At 72.8% G+C, this 19868-nt stretch carries 16 protein-coding genes; 8 read left to right on the forward strand and 8 right to left on the reverse strand.

From position 1 onward, the window contains the following. Window positions 1-86 precede the first annotated feature (86 nt). From zwf to AB0I38_RS31050, 5 genes are all read left to right on the forward strand, one after another. Window positions 87-1625, forward strand: coding sequence for a glucose-6-phosphate dehydrogenase (gene zwf, locus AB0I38_RS31030; RefSeq protein WP_436838795.1), 1539 nt, complete (start codon window positions 87-89; stop codon window positions 1623-1625). After that, window positions 1622-3469, forward strand: coding sequence for a phosphogluconate dehydratase (gene edd, locus AB0I38_RS31035; protein ID WP_358487026.1), 1848 nt, complete (start codon window positions 1622-1624; stop codon window positions 3467-3469). Before zwf ends, edd begins: the two co-directional genes overlap by 4 nt. Beyond that, window positions 3466-4449 (forward strand): glucokinase, encoded by a 984-nt coding sequence (locus AB0I38_RS31040; RefSeq protein ID WP_358487038.1) that lies wholly within the window; start codon window positions 3466-3468, stop codon window positions 4447-4449. Before edd ends, AB0I38_RS31040 begins: the two co-directional genes overlap by 4 nt. Beyond that, on the forward strand, window positions 4446-5057 hold the full coding sequence (eda, locus tag AB0I38_RS31045) for a bifunctional 4-hydroxy-2-oxoglutarate aldolase/2-dehydro-3-deoxy-phosphogluconate aldolase (RefSeq protein ID WP_358487043.1): 612 nt from the start codon (window positions 4446-4448) through the stop codon (window positions 5055-5057). Before AB0I38_RS31040 ends, eda begins: the two co-directional genes overlap by 4 nt. 164 nt (window positions 5058-5221) lie before the next feature. Beyond that, the gene (locus tag AB0I38_RS31050) at window positions 5222-6823 is read left to right on the forward strand and encodes a serine/threonine-protein kinase (RefSeq protein WP_358487054.1); all 1602 of its coding nucleotides are present in this window, start codon (window positions 5222-5224) and stop codon (window positions 6821-6823) included. Here the strand turns inward: AB0I38_RS31050 and AB0I38_RS31055 are convergent. Beyond that, the gene (locus AB0I38_RS31055; protein WP_358487065.1) at window positions 6813-7838 is read right to left on the reverse strand and encodes a LacI family DNA-binding transcriptional regulator; all 1026 of its coding nucleotides are present in this window, start codon (window positions 7836-7838) and stop codon (window positions 6813-6815) included. The two genes, AB0I38_RS31050 and AB0I38_RS31055, sit on opposite strands and share 11 nt — an antisense overlap. Before the next feature lie 384 nt (window positions 7839-8222). Between AB0I38_RS31055 and AB0I38_RS31060 the strand changes: the two genes are divergently transcribed. Then, window positions 8223-9509, forward strand: coding sequence for an ABC transporter ATP-binding protein (locus AB0I38_RS31060; RefSeq protein ID WP_358487074.1), 1287 nt, complete (start codon window positions 8223-8225; stop codon window positions 9507-9509). On the opposite strand, the gene AB0I38_RS31065 is transcribed toward AB0I38_RS31060, so the two are convergent. After that, window positions 9469-10248, reverse strand: coding sequence for a FadR/GntR family transcriptional regulator (locus AB0I38_RS31065; protein ID WP_358487081.1), 780 nt, complete (start codon window positions 10246-10248; stop codon window positions 9469-9471). The genes AB0I38_RS31060 and AB0I38_RS31065 overlap by 41 nt on opposite strands. Before the next feature lie 108 nt (window positions 10249-10356). On the opposite strand from AB0I38_RS31065, the gene AB0I38_RS31070 reads away from it, so the two are divergent. Continuing rightward, window positions 10357-11880 carry a class I adenylate-forming enzyme family protein gene (locus AB0I38_RS31070; protein ID WP_358487089.1) on the forward strand — a complete coding sequence of 508 codons (1524 nt, stop codon included), beginning with the start codon at window positions 10357-10359 and terminating at the stop codon, window positions 11878-11880. A gap of 36 nt (window positions 11881-11916) precedes the next feature. Here the strand turns inward: AB0I38_RS31070 and AB0I38_RS31075 are convergent, their stop codons facing one another. The 3 genes from AB0I38_RS31075 to AB0I38_RS31085 form a co-directional block, all read right to left on the reverse strand. Then, window positions 11917-13128 (reverse strand): hypothetical protein, encoded by a 1212-nt coding sequence (locus AB0I38_RS31075; RefSeq protein WP_358487094.1) that lies wholly within the window; start codon window positions 13126-13128, stop codon window positions 11917-11919. Window positions 13129-13216: 88 nt separating this feature from the next. Then, window positions 13217-14410, reverse strand: a complete 1194-nt coding sequence (locus AB0I38_RS31080; protein ID WP_358487102.1) for an acyltransferase family protein — start codon at window positions 14408-14410, stop codon at window positions 13217-13219. A 24-nt stretch (window positions 14411-14434) separates the two neighbouring features. After that, the gene (locus tag AB0I38_RS31085; RefSeq protein ID WP_358487111.1) at window positions 14435-15541 is read right to left on the reverse strand and encodes a cation diffusion facilitator family transporter; all 1107 of its coding nucleotides are present in this window, start codon (window positions 15539-15541) and stop codon (window positions 14435-14437) included. 50 nt (window positions 15542-15591) lie between these two features. Here AB0I38_RS31085 and AB0I38_RS31090 point away from each other — a divergent pair, with 50 nt between their 5' ends. Further along, complete coding sequence (locus AB0I38_RS31090; protein ID WP_358487118.1) at window positions 15592-15948, forward strand: ArsR/SmtB family transcription factor; 357 nt, start codon at window positions 15592-15594, stop codon at window positions 15946-15948. A 39-nt stretch (window positions 15949-15987) separates the two neighbouring features. Here AB0I38_RS31090 and AB0I38_RS31095 read toward each other — a convergent pair whose 3' ends face one another. From AB0I38_RS31095 to AB0I38_RS31105, 3 genes are all read right to left on the reverse strand, one after another. After that, window positions 15988-17151, reverse strand: a complete 1164-nt coding sequence (locus AB0I38_RS31095; RefSeq protein ID WP_358487131.1) for an acyl-CoA dehydrogenase family protein — start codon at window positions 17149-17151, stop codon at window positions 15988-15990. Window positions 17152-17154: 3 nt separating this feature from the next. Then, complete coding sequence (locus AB0I38_RS31100) at window positions 17155-18696, reverse strand: MmgE/PrpD family protein (protein ID WP_358487146.1); 1542 nt, start codon at window positions 18694-18696, stop codon at window positions 17155-17157. A 391-nt stretch (window positions 18697-19087) separates the two neighbouring features. Continuing rightward, window positions 19088-19690 (reverse strand): ACT domain-containing protein, encoded by a 603-nt coding sequence (locus AB0I38_RS31105; protein WP_358487158.1) that lies wholly within the window; start codon window positions 19688-19690, stop codon window positions 19088-19090. Window positions 19691-19868 lie beyond the last annotated feature (178 nt).

Genomic DNA, 19868 nt, shown 5'->3' on the forward strand with positions numbered 1-19868 from the left:
ACCACACAGAGTTAGGTAATGAAAAGTCCTGACTTTCTTATCTCAGATAGCAAAACTCTGCTTGTGCCTGACCCAAACTCCCACTAATGTCCGTTCTGTCCCTGGTTGATAGATCATCGGAGTATCTCCCCGTGTCCCCCCTCTCGACGTCCGCCACCGCTTACGCCGCCGACCTGGTGGTCTTCGGCGGCACCGGCGACCTGTCCATGCGCAAGCTGCTGCCGGCGCTGTACCACTGCGACCGCGATGGCCGGCTCTCCCCCGAGACCCGCATCATCGCCATGTCCAGGGGCGGCCTGACCGACGACGACTTCCGCGGCAAGGTGGACGCCGACGTACGCGGCCAGGTGCCGGTCGACGACCCCGGCGGCTGGCGGCGTTTCCTGGGCCGCCTGCACCACGTGTCGGTCGACGTCGGCCGCCGGGCGAGCGGGGACGACACCGACCTGCCCGGGTGGAACGCGCTGGCCGCGTTGCTGGCCGGGCAGGAGGAGCGTGACCGGGTGTTCTACCTGGCCAGCCCGCCGAGGACGTTCGGCCCGTTCTGCCGCGAGCTGGCCGCGGCCGGGCTGGTGACCCCGCGCTCGCGGGTCGTGCTGGAGAAGCCGCTCGGCCACGACCTGGTCAGCGCGCGCCGGATCAACGACGAGGTCGGCGCCATCTTCGACGAGCGGCAGATCTTCCGCATCGACCACTACCTGGGCAAGGAGACCGTGCAGAACCTGCTCGTGCTCCGCTTCGCCAACGCCTTCCTGGAGCCGATCTGGAACTCCCTCTGGATCGACCACGTGCAGATCACCGTCGCCGAGACCGTCGGCACGCCCGGCAGACGCGGCTACTACGACCACGCGGGCGCGCTGCGCGACATGGTCCAGAACCACCTGCTGCAACTGCTCTGCATGACCGCGATGGAGCCCCCGGCCCGCAACGACCGGGAGGCGATCCGCGACGAGAAGGTGAAGGTGCTGCAGTCGCTGCTGCCCATCACGGGCACCGAGGCCGACCGGTTCACCGTGCGCGGCCAGTACACCGAGGCCGCCGGGATGCCCGGCTACCTGCACGAGCCCGGCTCCACCCCGCCCACCGAGGCGTCGAGCCGGGTGGAGACGTTCGCCGCGATCCGCGCCGAGATCAGGAACTGGCGCTGGGCCGGAGTGCCCTTCTACCTGCGCACCGGCAAGCGGATGCCGCGCCGGACGTCGGAGATCGTGGTGCAGTTCAAGGACGTGCCGCACTCCATCTTCCCCGGCGGCACGCCCAACCGGCTCGTGCTGCGGCTGCAGCCGGAGGAGGGTATCGAGCTGCACATCATGGCCAAGGAGCCCGGCGCCGGAGAGGTGGCGCTCAAGCCGGTGCCGCTCAGCCTCAGCTTCGGCGAGACGTTCACCACGCGGGTCCCCGAGGCGTACGAGCGGCTGCTCACGGACGTGCTCGCGGCCAACCCGACCCTCTTCATGCGCCGCGACGAGGTGGAGGCGGCCTGGCGCTGGATCGATCCGATCCTGGCCGCCTGGGAGTCGTCCGCCGAGCTGCCCGAGCCCTACCCCGCCGGGTCGACCGGCCCCGCGGGCGCCCACGAACTGCTCGGCCGCAGCGGTCGCGCCTGGCACGAGGAGGAAGCGTGAATCCGGTCATCCAGGAGATCACGGACAGGATCGCCGAGCGCAGCCGGGCCAGCCGTACCGTCTATCTGGAGCGGATCCGGCGCGACGGGGAGGCGGCCCGGCGGCGCGGACCGGCTCGCGCGCACCTCGGCTGCGCCAATCTGGCGCACGGCTTCGCGGCCGCGTCCGCCGAGGACAAGTCCGCCCTGCGGGGCACCGTCAAGCCCGGCGTGGCGATCGTGACCAGCTACAACGACATGCTCTCGGCCCACCAGCCGTACGAGACGTACCCGGCGGAGCTGAAGGCGGCCGTGCGCGCGGCCGGTGGCGTCGCGCAGGTGGCGGGCGGCGTGCCCGCGATGTGCGACGGCATCACGCAGGGGCGTCCCGGCATGGAGCTGTCGCTCTACAGCCGTGACGTGATCGCCATGGCGACGGCGATCGCGCTGTCGCACGACATGTTCGACGCGACGCTGCTGCTCGGCGTCTGCGACAAGATCGTCCCGGGGCTGCTGATCGGCGCGTTGCATTTCGGGCACCTGCCCGCGATCTTCGTCCCGGCCGGGCCGATGACGTCGGGGCTGCCGAACAAGGTCAAGGCCCGCACCCGGCAGCTGTTCGCCGAGGGCAAGGTGGGCCGGGCCGAGCTGCTGGACGCCGAGGCCGACTCCTACCACTCCCCCGGCACCTGCACCTTCTACGGCACCGCCAACTCCAACCAGGCGCTGATGGAGGTCATGGGGCTGCACCTGCCGGGCTCGACGTTCGTCAACCCGCACACCGAGCTGCGGCACGCGCTGACCGGGGCGGCCGGCCGCCGCGCCGTGGAGATCACCGCGCACGGCGCCGAGTACACCCCGGTGGGCGAGCTGGTCGACGAGCGGGCGATCGTGAACGCCTGCGTCGCGCTGCTGGCCACCGGCGGCTCCACCAACCACACGCTGCACCTGGTGGCCATGGCCGCCGCCGCGGGCATCGTGCTGACCTGGGACGACCTGGCCTGCCTGTCGAAGGTGGTGCCGTCGCTGACCAGGATCTACCCCAACGGCCAGGCGGACGTGAACCACTTCCGCGACGCCGGCGGCATGCAGGTGCTCATCGGCGACCTGCTCGACGAGGGCCTGCTGCACGCCGACGTGCTGACCGTGGCCGGACGCGGACTCGGCCACTACCGGTCGGCTCCCGTCCTGGCCGGCGGCGAGCTGGTGTGGAGCGAGGTCACCACGGGCAGCGCCGACCCGGACGTGCTGCGGCCGGTGTCGGCCCCGTTCGCGGCCGACGGCGGCATCCACATGGTCGACGGCAACCTGGGCCGCGCGGTCAGCAAGGTGTCGGCGGTCAGGCCCGAGCACCTGGTGATCGAGGCGCCCGCCAAGATCTTCGACGACCAGCTCGACCTGCTGCGCGCCTTCGAGGCGGGCGAGCTGGACGGGCAGGACTTCGTGGCCGTCATCCGCTACCAGGGGCCGAGCGCCAACGGCATGCCCGAGCTGCACAAGCTCACCCCGCCGCTGGCCGTGCTGCTGGACCGGGGACAGCGCGTGGCGATCGTCACCGACGGCCGGATGTCCGGCGCGTCCGGGAAGGTGCCCGCGGCCATCCACCTGTCGCCCGAGGCGTCCGAAGGCGGCCCGATCGCGCTGCTCCGCGAGGGCGACGTGATCAGGCTCGACTCGGCGGCCGGGACGCTGGAGGCGCTGGTCCCGGCCGAGGAGCTGGCCCGCCGGGCGCCCGAGGGCCGACCGCTGAGCGACGCCCAGTGGGTCGGCACCGGCCGCGAGCTGTTCGCGACCTTCCGCCGGATGGCCGGTCACGCCGAGCAGGGCGCCGGGATCTTCGGCGTCAGCGGCGCCGAGTCGTGGTGAGCGCCTTGGAGCCGCCGTGGCTGGTGGCCGACATCGGTGGCACCAACGCCCGGTTCGGGCTGGTCACCGCACCGGGCACCCGGCCGGCCCACGTCGCGGTCCTGCCCGGGGCCGAGTACGCGACCCTCCCCGAAGCCATAGCCGCCTATCTCGCCGAACACGCGGGCGGAGTCCGACCGGGGGCGGCCTGCCTCGCCCTGGCCGGACCGGTCGACGGCGACCGCTACGAGCTGACGAACTCGCCGTGGGCCGGATCGGCGCGCGACCTCGGCATCCCGTACGTGGCGCTGCTCAACGACTTCGAGGCACTCGCCCTGTCGCTGCCGCACCTCGCCGGCGACGACCTGGAGCCGCTGGGCGGCCCGCCGCCCGGCCACGGCGTCAAGGCCGTGCTCGGGCCCGGCACCGGGCTGGGCGTGGCCGGGCTGGTGCCGTCGGACGGCGGCTGGATCCCGGTCCCGGGCGAGGGCGGGCACGTCACGGTGCCGGTCCTGGACCAGCGGGAGCTGGAGCTCGTCCGCGTGCTGGGAGCCCGTGGACCGGTGGCGGCCGAGCACGTCCTGTCCGGTCCCGGCCTGGCGCGGCTGCACCGGGCGCTGGCCGCGGTCAACGGCGTGCCCGCGGACACGCTGACCGCGTCGGAGATCGTGGCGCGCCTCGACGACCCGCTGTGCGCGGAGACGGTCGAGGTGTTCTGCGGGATGCTGGGCAGCTTCGCCGCGAACGTCGCGCTCACCCTCGGCGCCCGTGGCGGGGTCTACCTGGGCGGCGGGGTGCTGCCCCGTATCGTGGAACGTGTGCGTGCCTGCGGCTTCCGCGCCAGGTTCGCCAGCAATCCGGATATGTCCGACTACCTGTCCGGCATCGCGACCACCCTGATCGTCGCGCCGCAGCCGGCGCTGACCGGCGCCGCCGCCTGGCTGGCCCAGCGCGCCGGCGTCGGCACGCCCTTCTTCGCACCAGAGGAGAACCGTCGATGAGCCTGCTCGACCTCGCACCCGTGATCCCCGTCGTGGTGATCGACGACGTCCAGACCGCCGTGCCGGTGGCGCGGGCGCTCGTCGCGGGCGGCCTCCCGGTGATCGAGGTGACGTTGCGTACGGACTGCGCCCTGGAGGCGATCGGCCGCATCGCCGCCGAGGTGCCCGAGGCCGTGATCGGTGCCGGAACGATCCGGGCCTCCGACGACATCGCTAGATCGCTGGAGGCCGGGGCGAAGTTCCTCGTCTCCCCCGGCACGACCCTGTCGCTGGTCGAGGCGCTGGAGTCGAGCGGGGTGCCGTTCCTGCCCGGCGCGGCCACGGCGTCCGAGGCGATGGCGCTGGCCGAACGGGGGCTGAAGGAGCTCAAGTTCTTCCCCGCCGAGGCCGCGGGCGGCGTGCCCTATCTGAAGTCGCTGGCCGGGCCGTTGCCGGACGTCCGTTTCTGCCCGACGGGCGGCATCAGGGCGTCCAGCGTCCCCGGCTATCTGGCGCTGCCGAACGTCGGCTGCGTCGGCGGCAGCTGGCTGACCCCGGCCGATGCCCTCGCGGCGGGCGACTGGGGCCGCGTGGAGAAGCTGGCCGCCGACGCGGCCGTCCTCGGCTGACGCGCCCCGCGTGCCGCTCCCTCGCCGGCGCCGGGGTTGCCGCGCCGTCGGGGCGCCACGGGGCGGGCTCTTCCTCCGTTAGAGTCTGGGGTGTCAAAGGGCATGCCGGGCGGAGGATCGGTCGGTTGCGGCGACAAGACGACGACGGCGAGAGGACAGCGACGTTGGGGCAGCAGGGTCGCTCCGCGGGCAGCGCGCTGACGCCCGAGGATCCACCGGCGATCGGCCCCTACGAGCTGCTCAGCCGCCTCGGTTCGGGCGGCATGGGCACCGTCTATCTCGCCAGGGCCGCCGACGGCTCGCAGGTGGCGCTCAAGGCCATCCGCCGCGACTTCACCGCAGACCCCGTCTACCGGGCGCGCTTCCACGAGGAGGTCTCCAACGCCCGCAAGGTGGCCTCGTTCTGCACCGCCCGCGTGCTCGACCACGGCGAGCACGAAGGCGTCCTCTACCTCGTCACCGAATACATCGACGGCATCTCGCTCGAAGATCACCTGATCGAGCACGGCGCCCTGACGCCGTCCGTGCTGCACTCGGCGGCCGTGGGCGTGGCGGCGGCGCTGACCGCGATCCACGCGGCCGGTCTGGTTCATCGCGATCTCAAGCCGGCCAACGTCATGCTGACCCTGGCCGGGCCGCGGGTGATCGACTTCGGGCTGGCCCGCTCGTCCCACGTCGGCTCCCGCCACACCAACGCCGGCATGGTGATGGGCACACCTGGTTGGATCGCTCCGGAGCAGGTGTTCGAGGGGCGTACGAGCCCCGCCGGCGACGTCTTCGCCTGGGGCTCGCTCATCGCCTACGCCGGGCTGGGCGGCCACCCGTTCGGCGAGGGCGACGCCTACGTCATGGCGGCGCGCGCCCGCACCGCGCCGCCTGACCTGCGGGGTCTTCCCGCTCCGCTCGACCGGCTGGTGGCCGCGGCCATCCACCCCGATCCCGTCCGCCGGCCCGCCGCCAAGCAACTGCTGCTGGAGCTGGTCGGCGCGGCCGACGAACCCGCCGCCCAGCTCGCCGCGACGCGCCACCTCTCCAGTTCGTGGAACCCCTCCGACCTGCCCCCGTTCCCCCTGCCCTCGCGGCATCACGCCGGGCAAGCACCCTCACCCCACCCACCCACGGTCCAGCCGCCCAACTCGCATGGTCCGCGTCCCGCTCACCCCGGCGGACCGGCACCTTCGGCGCCCCCTCCCGCGCAACAGCCCCCCGCCGCCCCACCCGGCCAGGCGCCGTCAGGCCATCCCGCCGCCCCACCCGGCCAGGCGCCCTCAGGCCATCCCGCTGGACCGGCGCCGGCGGCCCACCCGGGCGGCCAGCCGCCGTCCGGACGCCTGCCCGTGCAGGCGCCGTCAGGGCATCCCGCCGGTCCTCCTCCGGCCCATCCGGGCGGCCAGCCACCCTCGGCCCGCCCGCCCGCGCAGGCGCCGTCAGGCCATCCCGCCGGGCCGGTGGGCGGCTCGGCCGCGCCGCGGGCGCCGGGAGGGCGTGGGCGGTCGGCGCACCGGACGGGGCAGGGCCCGTTGCCCATGCAGGGACCGCCCAATCATCAGACCGGGCAGGGCCCGCTTCCGCCGCCGGGGATGTTCCCGGTGGCCAAGCCGCGCAGGAGCGTGTTCGTGGGCTGCCTGACGGCCGTGGTGGTGGTGATCGTGCTGCTGGTGCTGCTGGTGGCCGTCATCGCGTGGGTGTCGAGAATTCCCGACGGGGCCGGCGCGAGCGCTCCGGTGCGGGACGTCGTGGGTCAGACGTCGTGGGTCAGCGGCTGACCAGCGGACCGGAGCCGGTGGAGCCGCGTACCACCAGCTCGGGCTGGAAGATCAGCTCGACGTGCTTGGCCGGGGCTCCGTTGATCTCTTCGAGCAGCGTCTGCACGGCCGCGGTGGCCATCGCGCCGATCGGCTTGCGCACGGTCGTCAGCGGCGGGTCGGTGAACGCGATCAACGGCGAGTCGTCGAAGCCGACCACCGACACGTCGCCGGGCACGGCCAGGCCCTGCTGACGGCAGGCGCGGATCGCGCCCAGCGCCATCAGGTCGCTGGCGCAGACGATGCCGGTGCAGCCGGCGGCCAGCAGTTGCGTGGCCGCGGCCTGGCCGCCCTCGACGGAGAACAGCGAGCTGGCGATCAGGTCGTCGACCTCGGTGGCGCCGAGCAGCCGCGCCATGGCCTGCTTGTAGCCCTCGATCTTGCGAATCACCGGCACGAACCTGCGCGGGCCGAGCGCCAGCCCGATGCGTTCGTGGCCGAGGTCCGCGAGATGCTGGACGGCCAGCCGGGCGGCGAGCCGGTCGTCGGGCGAGATGAACGGGGCGTCGATGTGCTCGCTGTAGCCGTCGACCAGCACGATCGGCAGGCCGCGGTCGGTGAGCCGGGTGTATCGATCCATCCGGGCGGTGGTGTCGGCGTGCAGGCCCGACACGAACACGATGCCGCTCACCCCGCGGTCGACGAGCAACTCGGTGAACTCGTCTTCGGGCGCGCCGCCGGGCAACTGGGTGCAGAGCACGGGCGTGTAGCCGTGCTGGGTCAGTGCCTTCTCGATGGCCTGGGCGAACGCGGGGAAGATGGGGTTGTCGAGCTCGGGGGTGACGAGGCCGATCAGGCCGTTGCTGCGCTGCCGCAGGCGCGGCGGGCGTTCGTAGCCCATGAGGTCGAGCGCGGTCATCACGGCCTGGCGGGTGCCGGCCGAGACGCCGGGTTTGCCGTTGAGCACCCGGCTGACCGTGGCCTCGCTCACCCCGGCTTGGGCGGCGATGTCGGCGAGGCGCGCGTGACCGTTCATGCGGGACACTTTACTTTCCGCGAGGCTCGCGCAGCGGCCGCATCGGGCGCGCCGGGCACATCGGCGGCGCGGGGCGCCCGGTCGCGGCCGGGCGCGTGGGCGCCGCCGGGCCGTTGACGGATCATGGCGTCACGTTCACTTGTCATGATCTCAACCCCCGGAACGGTCCCCGACCCATGAAATCCATTGCGGCAACTTTACGCAACTATTTTCCATAGTCCCATATGTCCCACTATTTCGCGTTACGGTCGGCCGAACCTGACACCCGAAATCTCCAGGTATAGAGATCTTTCATGTCAAGGGTGGACACACAGTATTAAGGCGCGATGTACTACCTCTCCAATCTGCCCCGTCACAGGTGACACGCGCGCAAGGTGTGGGCCCATGAGCTCGGTCGTACTTGACAACGTGACCAAGATTTACCCGGGCGGCCACCTGGCGGTCGATCGGCTGAGCCTGAAGGCGGGCGACGGTGAGTTTCTGGTGCTCCTGGGGCCGTCGGGCTGTGGCAAGTCCACGCTGTTACGCATGATCGCGGGCCTGGAGGAGATCACCGAGGGCGAACTGTGGCTCGACGGCCAGATGGCCAATCACCTGCCTCCGCGCGAGCGCGACGTCGCCATGGTCTTCCAGAGCGGCGCCCTCTACCCGCACCGGACGGTGCGCGGCAACATCTCCTTCCCTCTGGAGATCGCCAAGTCGGACCCGGAGATGACCCGCGAGCGCGTCACCGAGCTGTCCAAGGCGCTGCACATCGACGAGACCCTGGACCGCCGCCCCGGCACGCTCTCCGGCGGCCAGCGGCAGCGGGTCGCGATGGGCCGCGCGATCGTCCGCCAGCCGAAGCTGTTCCTCATGGACGAGCCGCTGTCCAACCTCGACGCGGGCATGCGCACCGAGCTGCGCATGGAGATCTCCGCCCTGGTCAGGTCGCTCGGCGTCACCACCGTGTACGTCACCCACGACCAGGTCGAGGCGCTCACCCTGGCCGACCGGATCGCCATCCTCAACCGCGGCGTGCTGCAGGACGTCGGCACGCCGGCCCAGATCTACAACGATCCGGCGACGGCGTTCGTGGCCTCCTTCCTCAACTCCCAGCAGCTCAACCTGCTGGCCGCGACCGTGTACACGCCTCAGAACGAGTTCGTGCTGCTCGACTTCGGGACGCACCGGCTGATGATCCCCTGGAGCGATCCGAGGGCGTACGCCGTCTCCCAGCACACCGGCGGCCAGATCCTGGTGGGCCTGCGCCCGGACGGCCTGGCGCCCGTTCCCGAGTCGTACGACGGGCCGTCGTTCTTCGGGCGGGTGCGCGCCCTTGAGTACCACGGTCACGAGTGGCTCGCCTACGTCGAGTGCGGCGTGCCCGCGGCCGCGGTGCCGGAGCCGCCGGATCCGCGCGGCCGGGCCAGGGAGCGCCACGACGGGCCGGGCGGGTTCGGCGGGATGGTGCGCCGGATGTTCGGCGGCCGCGAACAGGAGGAGCCGCAGGAACAGGAACGGGTCGGCCAGAACGTCGGCAGCGGCTTCCACCGCCGCTCCGACCTGGTCGTCCGCCTCGGCGGCCGGCCGGTCTGGCGCGCGGGCGACGCGGCCAAGGTGGCCGTGGACGTCAGCCGCCTGATGATCTTCACTCCGGACGGCGCCCGGGTCGACCCTCCGCGTCGCTGACCTGGCCCTCCGCGTCGCTGACCTGGCCCGCCGCGTGCGCGCGGGCCCGGTCGATGGCCAGGTAGGTGGTGCGCAGCCGGTCAAGGTGGGCGCGGGCGGCCTCGCGGGCGCCGGCCTCGTCACGGGCCGCCACGCGGGCGACGATCTCACGGTGGTCGTGGTCGATCTCGTGCCAGAACCGTCCCGGCGCGCGCCGGCGCAGGAACCGCTCGTCCAGCACCTGGAAGACCGGCCGCGCGACGACTTCGAGCAGCGGGTTGCCCGAGGCGCGCAGCAGCAGGGCGTGGAAGGCCTTGTTCGGTTCGTACATCTCCTCCGGCCGCAGCTGCCAGGGGTCGAAGAGCGTCGCGCGCAGCCCGGTCAGGTCGTCGTCGGTGCGGTGCAGCGCCGCCCGGCCCGTGGCGTGCACCTCCAGCAGCTCACGGGTCTCCAGCAGCTGGTCGACGGTGATCTGGGTGTCGACGGTCAGCAGGTTGAGGCTGGCGTGCAGGTATTCGCTGACCTGCTCGGGCCTGGGCGTGACGACGAAGCTGCCGCCCGCCACGCCGCGCACGGTGGCGATGAGGTCCTGGCTGGCCAGCAGGCGCAGCGCCTCTCTGACGGTGCTGCGGCTGACTCCGTGGGCGGCCGAGAGCTCGGGCTCCACGGGCAGCCGGTCGCCCGGTTTGAGCACCCCGGCCAGGATCTGGGCGCGCAACTCGGCGGCCAGCGACTGGTAGGCGGGCGGGCGCGTGCTCACAGGAGCAAGCGTACGGGAAAACGTCAGACTTTCCGTTGACGGAGGCCGGAGCCGCGATACATGCTCTACGGAAATAGTGTTCCTTCCTGCGAAACGAGGTGGGCTTCGATGCCGCTGCTGCCCGGTGGTGCCGCGCTGTCGATCGCGGGCGGGGTCCGGGAGTTCGCGGTCGCGACGCCGGAGGCGACCGCCGTGGTCGACGGGGATCGGCGGCTGACCTACCGCGCGCTGGACGAGCGGTCCAACCGGCTGGCGAACGTGCTGCTGGACGAGGGGCTGCGGCCCGGCGAGCGGGTGGCCGTGCTGCTGGGCAACCGGCTGGAGTACCCGGAGGTGGCGTGCGGGATCGCCAAGGCGGGCCTGGTCATGGTTCCGGTCAACCCCCGCTCGACCGCCGTCGAGGCGGCGTACGTCCTCGGGCATTCGGAGAGCCGGGCACTGATCCAGGCCGAGGAGCTGGGCGGGCTGACGGCGGGGGCGACGCCGGGGACCGTCCTGTCGATCGGCGGGGCCGGGGCGGAGCGGCCGTACGAGAGCGCGCTTGAGGGCGCGCGGGCCGCCGACCCGCGCGTGCCGGTCGGCGAGCTGGAGCCGTTCTGCGTCGCCTACACCTCCGGCACGACCGGCCACCCCAAGGGCGTGGTGATCAGCCACCGCTCCCGGTCCCTCACCTTCTACGGCTCCGCGCTGGAGTGGGGCCTCGCGACCGGCCGCCGCACGATCGCCGTCGCGCCCATGTACCACGGCGCGGGCTTCGCCTTCGGGTACGCGCCGGTCCACACCGGCGGCACCGTCGCGATGCTGCGCACCTGGGACCCCGAGCACCTGCTCGCCATGATCGAACGCGAACGCGCCCAGTCGGTCTTCCTCGTGCCCACGCACGCCCACGGCATCAGGGCGCTGGGCGAGGCCGCGCTGCGCCGGCACGACCTGTCGAGCCTGGACACGATCTACTTCAACGCCGCCGCCCTGCCCCGGGCGCTCAAGGAGTGGGTGCTGGACGCCTTCCCCGGGGTCGGGGTGCACGAGTTGTACGGGTCTACGGAGGCCGGCATCGTGACCGACTGCCGCCCGGCCGACGCTCGGCGGAAGGCCGGCTCGGTGGGACAGCCCTGGTTCATGACGGAGATCCGGGTGGTGGACGACGACGGCCTCCCGGTGGGCCCGGGCACGCCGGGCGAGCTGTTCAGCCGCTCGCCGTACCTGATGAGCGGTTACCTGCGCGACCCGGCCGCGACGGCGGCCTGCGTGACCGATGACGGCTTCCTGAGCAGCGGCGACATCGTGGTGCGCGACGACGACGGCTACGTCTACATCGTCGACCGGAAGAAGGACATGATCATCTCGGGCGGGGTGAACATCGCGCCGCGCGAGGTGGAGGAGGTCCTGCAGGGCTTCCCCGGCGTCGCGGAGGCCGCGGTCGTCGGCCTGCCGGACGAGGAGTGGGGCGAGCGGGTGGCCGCGTACGTGGTCCGGCTGCCCGGCGCCGAGGTGTCCGGGGCCGAGCTGGAAGCGCACTGCCGTACCCGCCTGTCGGGGCCGAAGCTGCCGAGGACGGTCGTGTTCGTGCCGTCGCTGCCGCGCAACGCGGCCGGCAAGATCCTGAAGCGCGAGCTCAGGAACGGCGCCTGACCCACATCCGACCCGCGCCGGACGGCGGGATGGGGCTCAGTCGCGGCGGGGCGGGGGCTCGGTCGCGGCCGGGTGCGCCGGGGCCCAGCGGGCGCCGTCGGGAGTGTCCTCGACCAGGACGCCCCCGTGGATCATGGCGTCGCGCAGCGCGTCGGCCACCTCGTAGCGCCCCTGCTCGCGCAGCCCGTCGCGCCAGGCGAGCAGCGGCTCCACCAGGCGGCGGAGGTCGGTGGTGGCACCCAGCTCACCCAGCCTGGCGATCAGCAGCCGCATCAGGTCACGGGCCTCGTCGACCCCGCCGGAGTCCTCCTCGGTGTCGGCGGCCCACGTGACCAGCTCCGCCTCCAGGTCGAGCACGGCCCGCGCCGCCGCCGCCAGGTCGGGCTCGGCCGCCGCGACCTGGAAGCGGCGCTCACAGGAGCGCACCGTCTCCTCCAGCGTGGTGACCGGGCCTCGCGCCGGACCGGCCGGCCGGGACGGCGGCGCGGCGGTGGCGCCCGAGACGCCCTCGGCCAGGCGGCGCAGCTCGGGCAGGCCGGTGCGGGTGCCCGCCGGGAGCACCACCGCGGACCCAGGCCGCCGGACGGTCAGGCCACCGCGCCCGGCCACCTCGACCTGCTCGCTCTCCAGGTCGATGAGCACGGCGGTGTGCTCGTCGACGCCGAGGACGGCGGCGCCCGGCGGCAGCTCGCGCTCCATGCGGGCCAGCCGCCGCTCCCCCAGGTAGCAGTAACGGGTGTCGTGGGTGCCGCCCTCGGTGTTGTCGAAGTGGGGGATCAGGACGGCCCGCAGGCCGAGCGCCTCCAGCAGGCCGAGCCCGTCACGCCAGTGGGGCTCGGCACCCACCTTGTAGATCTCGTACACCGGCACCGTGGCCAGGCCGGCCGTGCAGGCCGCCGCCGAGGCCAGCACGGTCACCCCGCTGCGGGCCCGGATCCGGGCCCGCAGGTCGCCCGCCACGGAGGTGGCGGTCCAGCGCTCCAGGGCGTACGTGGGGCTGCCCGGCCCGGAGAACACCCAGTCGGCGCCCGCGACGCCGTCGGCCACCCGGACATCCAGGCCGACGCTGCGCGCGAAGTATCGGCAGGCACGGGCGGAGATGTCGGCCGCGTTTTCCTGGAAGGCGTAGGGGGTGTCGAGCAGCACGGCCCGCGGCCCCGGTCGCAGCCGGCGGGCGACGGCCCGATGGACCTCGACCATGGTCGGAGCCGTTTCGCCCGATCCCATGAGCACCAGCATCGCGGGCATGGCCGCGCACCTCTCTCTCGCGCCGACTACGGGCATGCCCAGGGAAACCGCGAGACCCGGGCCCGGCGGGGGCTTGACGTTCCGGGGGTCAGGAGCGGGTGGCGCTCAGCTGAGGCCGGGTGAAGCGGCGGCCCCAGCTCTGCGCCGGTCTCTCGATGAACCGGTAGGTCAGCGCGCTGGCCAGCAGGATCAGCACGACGGCCACCGCGGCCATGGAGAGCTGCACGGGCAGCGGCGATTCGCGCAGGTCACCGGTGACCTGCGCGAAGAACTTCAGCAGTGGATGGTGCACCAGGTAGAGCGAGTAGCTGATCAGTCCGAGCCAGGTCAGCACCTTCGGCACCCTGCGTCCCCGCAGCGCCATCCCGCCCGCGAACGTGACGGCGACCATCGCGATCGTGGTGATCCACACGTCGGGCTGGACCCACCACCAGCCTGCCTGGGGCGCCCAGACGGGAGCCACCGCGATCAGCGCCGTGGTGACGGCCACCGGCCAGAGCGAGCCGGTGCCGCGCTCCCAGCGGTGGATGGCGGTGCCGGCGAACATGGCGGCCAGCACGGCGACGCCCAGCCACGGCACCCGGCTGCCCAGCACGACCAGCGTCACCGCCAGCAGGCCCAGCGCGTACGCGCCCGCCGTACGGAACCGGCCCGAGATCACGCAGGCCAATCCGGCGACGAACACCGCGGCCGAGACGTACGAGAGCCACTCCCCTTCGAGCACCGCCCTGGACAGCACGAGCCCGGCGATGACCGCGACGGCGCCGAACAGCATCGCCAGCAACCCGCTGCGCATGTGCTGCCCGGTCACGAACAGGGCGGTGACGAGGAGGTAGAAGACCATCTCGTACGAGAGCGTCCACATCGTGTCGGCGAGCCCGCCGACGCTGACCACGTCGAGCAGCATCGTCGCGTGCGCCGCGATCACCGACCCGTCGCGCGGGACCTGCTCGCGCACCGGCACCCACCACGACATCCCGACCACCAGCACGATGACCGCCAGGTAGAGCGGGTAGAGGCGGAAGGCCCGGCTGATCCAGAACTTGCGCACGTCGCCGTGCCGCTCCAGCGAGGTCGGAATGATGTAGCCACTCACCAGGAAGAACACCAGAATGCCGAAGGCCCCCATGCTGAACCAGTAGGGCCGGAGCGAGGGCAGTAACCACGGCATCAGATGCTCGGCCACCACGGCCATGGCGCCGATGCCGCGGAGGGCGTCGAGCCAGGCGAGTCTGGTGGTGGAGACAGGGGTGGGAGACTGATGTGCGGCGGCGATCGACACTCGGCCCAACATACCCGTAAGGGTTCAAGTGATGCGATGACTATTCAAAGGGGCGTGATGGTCGGCGCCCGACGGGTCGTACGGGTCGGTGTGGACCGTGGCGGCGCGCAGCCGCGGCACCTCGTGGATGAGGCGGTGCTCGGCCTCCACCGCCAGCGCGTGCGCCTGGAGCAGGGTGAGGTCGTGGCCGACGAGGATCTCCACCTCGGCGTGGAGCGCGTGCCCGATCCAGCGCAGCCGGACCGAGCCGACCCGCCGGACCCCGCCGACCGTGCGCAGGACGGCCTCTGCCTGGTCGACCAGGCCGGGGTCGACGGCGTCCATCAGCCGGTGGTAGATCTCGCGGGCGGCATCGCGCAGCACGAAGCAGATGGCGACGGTGATGAGCAGCCCGACGATCGGGTCTGCCAGCGGGAAGCCCAGGGCCGCGCCGCCCGCGCCGAGCAGCACCGCGAGCGAGGTGAAGCCGTCGGTCCTGGCGTGCAGCCCGTCGGCGACCAGGGCGGCTGAGCCGATCTCCCGGCCGACCTTGATCCGGTAGCGCGCCACCCACTCGTTGCCCAGGAAGCCGACCACGCCCGCGGCGGCGACCCAGCCCACGGCCGAGATGTCCTGCGGGTCGACCAGCCGTTTGACCGCCTCGAAACCCGCCAGCCCGGCCGTCGCGGCGATGATCAGCACGATGACGATGCCGGCCAGGTCCTCGGCCCGCCCGTAACCGTAGGTGAAGCGGCGGGTGGCGGCGCGGCGGCCGACGGAGAACGCGATCGCCAGCGGCACCGCCGTGAGGGCGTCGGCGACGTTGTGCAGGGTGTCGCCCAGCAGCGCCACCGACCCCGACCTGACCACGATGACGGCCTGGACGGCGGCCGTCACCATCAGCACGGCGAACGAGATGGCCAGCACGCGCAGCCCGCGGCTGCTGCTCTCCAGGGCCGCGTCGGTCTTGTCGGCGCTGTCGTGACCGTGCGGCGCGATCAGCCGCCCGACCCGTGTCACCCACCCCTTCCCGCCACCTCGGCGCTGGCCGTGGCCGTGACCGTGGCCGTGCCCATGCCCGTGGCCGTGCTCATGGGCGGGCTCGGGGTCAGGGCGGTGTACGGGTGCGGAGCTGGACTCGAGGTCAGACATACCGTCCCTCACTTGCGCACGATGTCTCCTTTGGGCGAGTATATGTATTCATGTACGCACGCGACAACGACTCAGGTGCGCATCAGGCGCAGGAGCAACCCACTCCCGCCCAGGTGAGCTCGGCCGTCGACGCGTTCCGCATGCTCAGCGACGCCACACGGCTGCGGCTCATGTGGCTGCTGTCATCGGGCGAGCTGGACGTGACCTCGCTCGCCCGGGCCGTCGGCATGCCCAGGCCCTCGGTGTCGCAGCACCTGGCCAAGCTGCGCCTGGCCGGTCTGGTGACCACCCGCAGGGACGGCCGCCGGGTGCTCTACCGCGCCCGCGACTCACACGTCCGCGCGCTGATCGCCGAGGCGCTGTCGCACGCCGACCACGAGGTCTCCCACCTCCCCCGGCACGACTGACGCGCCCGGCGAGCCATCCTGGGCGTCACGCGGGCCGCGTCACCATCCGACCTTGCCCTTGCCGGACACGAGCGCGCGGGCGATGACCATGCGCTGCACGTCGTTGGTGCCCTCGCCGATCGCCATCAGCGGCGCGTCGCGGTAGAGCCGCTCGATCACGTACTCCTGCGAGTAGCCGTAGCCGCCGTGGATCCGCATCGCCTCCAACGTGGCCTTCAGCGCGACCTCGGAGGCGAAGTACTTGGCCATGCTCGCCTCCATGTCGACCCGCTTGCCGCCGTCGGCCTGGGACGCGGCCCAGTACGTGAGCAGCCGGGCCGCCTGGATCTCGGTGCCCAGGTCGGCCAGCTTGAGCTGGATGGCCTGGAACTCGGCGATCGGCTGCCCGAACGCGGTGCGCTCGCGCGCGTAGGCGAGCGCCGCGTCGTAGGCGGCCTGCGCGACGCCCACGGCGCGGGCCGCGATGTTGACGCGGCCCATCTCCAGCCCGCCGAGCACCTGCTGCATGCCGCGCCCCTCGACGCCGCCGAGCAGCGCCTCGACGGGCACGCGCACGCCGTCGAGCACGACCTCGCAGGTCTCGGTGCCCTTGTAGCCCAGTTTGGGCAGGTCGCGGCTCACGCTGAACCCCTCGGAGGCGGGATCCACGAGCAGCACCGCCATGCCCTTGTGCGCGGGCTCGGTCACGGCGGTCTTGACCAGCACGGGCAGCGGGTCGGCGTGGCGGGCGTTGGTGATCCACGTCTTGGTGCCGGTGACGACGTAGTGGTCGCCGTCGCGCACGGCACGCGTCTGGATGCCCTGCAGGTCGGTGCCTGCGCCGGGCTCGGTGAGGGCGATCCCGGTACGGCGCGCGCCGGTGGCCAGGTCCTTGAGGTAGAGCCGCTTCTGCTCCTCGGTGCCGTGGCGGGCGATCATCGAGCAGGCCAGCGAGTGCGAGCCGATCGTGCCCGCCACGCCCATCCAGCCGCGCGCGATCTCCTCGAAGACCAGCGCGAACGACACCATGTCGGCCTCCATGCCGCCGTACTCCTCCGGCACGGACAGGCCGAACAGCCCCATCTGCTTCATCTTCTCGACGATCTCCGTGGGATACCTGCCCGTACGCTCCCACTCGGAGGCCACGGGCACGATCTCCTTGTCCACGAACGCGCGCAACGTCTCGCGAAGGGCCTTCTGGTCGTCGTTCAGCTCGAAATCCATCACTCACTCCTTGTCGCCTGCCGGCAGCACCAGCACGTCCTGTTCCGCGAGCCCGAGCACGGCCTCGACCGCCGCGGGGCTCAGCCCGTTGCCCAGCGCCTTGCGCCGGACCAGGTCCTCGATGTCCGGGTCGCCGGGGCCGCCCGAGCCGCGTTCGACCGCGGCCACCGCCTCGGTCCCGTCGGCGTATCTCACGAGCAGCCGTCCCGGCTGGTCGTCGGCCTCGCATGGCGGGTCGATCGCCTCGTATCGGATGCGCCTGGCCAGCTCCGCGACCTCTTCCCGCTGGACATCGCGATATGTCCGCACGGTGACCTCGCCGTCGAGGAGCATCGCCGCGACGCTCCACGGCAGGCTGCGCATCGCCTCGTACGGTGTCCGGGGCCGATGGGCGCCCGGCCCGCACACGACGGGCACGCTGTCCCGGTGCACCGTGGCGACGATCTCCCGGACCTCCCGGAGGTCACGCCCGCCCCATAACTCGCCGGTGGCCGGTCGCCCGTGCCCGGCTTGAGCACGGCCCGGTGCGGCCGGCGCGCCATCCTGTCCTGACTGGCCGCCCCCGCCCCGGCGAGCCAGCGCGCCGCCGGGCAGGCCCCGCCGCGACCTGGCCGGGCGGAGCACGTCCTGGCCACCGGCTTCACGGGCGCGCACCCAGGACGTGGCCGGCCCGGCGGGGTCCGGCCGGCCAGGGTGACCGGGCGGCGGGCAGGCGGTGTCCGCGCGCAGGACCCTGGCGGCGTCGAGCGAGGCATGCACGAGCCGGTCGGCGGGATAGGGCCTGATCGTGATCCGGGTGACCTCCCAGCGTTCCCCCAGACCCTCGGCCGGGCCGGAGCCGGACCGGCCGAACAACGTGTCGTACAGGCCGTGCTCTTCCTCCAGCGCGGCGTGCGGGCCGGTGGCTCCGGAGCGGGCGAGGCGGGCGGCCAGAATCCCGGCCTGGGCGGCCAGCCCCGGATGCGGCCGCGCGGCGGAGGCCGGCAGCCCGCCGGCGTGCCCGGCCGCGATGGCCAGCGCGTCGATCGCCTGTTCCTCGCGCAGGCCGTACAGCCTGGACGCGACGAGCGCGGAGACGAGCGGCCCGCACGCGGAGGCGGCGTCCAGCCCGGGCGGCACGGCGGCGCCGAGACGGCAGACGGCCTCGTATCCGGCGAGGGCCGCGACCAGCACCTCGCTCCCGCGAGCGCGCGCTTCCTCCCCCACGGCCAGCGCGACGGGCAGCACCGCCGCGCTCGCGCGGACCGGGCCGCCTGCGTGCACGTCGTCGAGGTCCAGCGCGTCCAGCAGGGCGCCGTTGGCGAGCGCGGCGGCCGGCGCGGACACCCGCCGCCCGGCCCCGAGCACGCTCGCCTCCGGCGCCCCGCCCAGGTCGAGCGCCACCGCCACGGCCGCCGGCCGGCGAGGGTCCTCCTCACGGACGGCGGCGGCGGCGCAGCCCAGCCCGTCGAGCAGGTGGCGTAACCCGGCCGCCCGGACGGAGTCGGGCACCTCGTCCAGGGTCAGCGACAGCGCCCAGGCCACCAGGCTCCGGACGGCGGTCATCGCCCGCCGTCCGCCGCCGGACCGGGGCGGGCGGGCCGCCGGACGCGGGTGTCCTTCACGGGGCGAGCGGGCCCGCCGCCGCCGGGGCGAGGTGGTGCTGCTGAACGGTCACGGGCGGCTCCTCTGCGTTCCAGATCGTCACGGTATTAGTCTGACGTTTTACGGTCAACGTCTCCCGCTGGGTACAGAATCCAGAAAACAGAACATTCTTTCAATCCCACGGCGAACCTCCCTTGCCGACCGGCCGTCGGCGGTGACCCGGGAACCGGCCGGTGGGACGGCGTGACGGCGGCCCGCCGGACGCGGGTCAGCGGGCGTACTCCTGGAGGCCCTCGGCCACGTGCGGCGGGTGGCCCCTCCTTGGCTGTGCCGTGAAGGAGGGGAGTGGAGATCAGCTCCGGGACGCCAGCGTGGCGACGACGTCGACGATGCGGGCGGCGCGTTCGAGTTCGGCGCGGTGGAAGCCGGGCCCGGCGGCGCGGGCGACGACCACGTGCAGCCCCTGGGCGACGACCGGGAGCAGCATCAGCCGCAGGCCCTCCGAGGCGCGGGTGGCGGCGCGCAGGGGCGGTTCGGGTAGTTCGAACGCCTCAGGGGCGGCCAGGCTGGCGTGCAGCACGGCGCCGTCGGCGACCGCCAGCGACCACTCCGCCCCGCAGAGCGCCGGCAGCGCGTCCACCAGCGTGGCGATGCCGCGAGAGGGCTCGGTGGCCACGTGCATGAGCAGGTCGTAGTCGGGCGCCGAGCCCGGCACCTCTCTGGTCGGCCAGACCCCCTCGACTCGCACGCCGGGCACGGCGGACATCCGGTCACGGACCTCCTCCCCCGACACGGCACCCGGCCAGGCGACCACGAAGTCGTCCACGGCCCGTCCGGCCTCGCGTTCGAGGACGGTGACCTGCAGGATGTCGGCGCCCAGCGTGCCGAGCGCCTTGGCGACCTGACCCAGCCCTCCGGGGCGATCCGGCAATGACACCCTCAGTCGCAGCAGCATTGCCGCCCCCTTTCCAGAGGCTCTCACAGTGCCGTGGAAAGGTTTCGTGCAGGTTCCACGGAAATGTCGCACATGCTGCGGTTAGTCCAAGCATGCAACGCTAATCCCAGATTGTCGACAAGGGTGTGACAACCTCTACCTGCGGTTATCCGCCCCTGGCTCGTACTTTTCCTACCCA

The organism is Nonomuraea cavernae, assembly GCF_040655715.1.
Classification (GTDB): Bacteria; Actinomycetota; Actinomycetes; order Streptosporangiales; family Streptosporangiaceae; genus Nonomuraea; species Nonomuraea cavernae_A.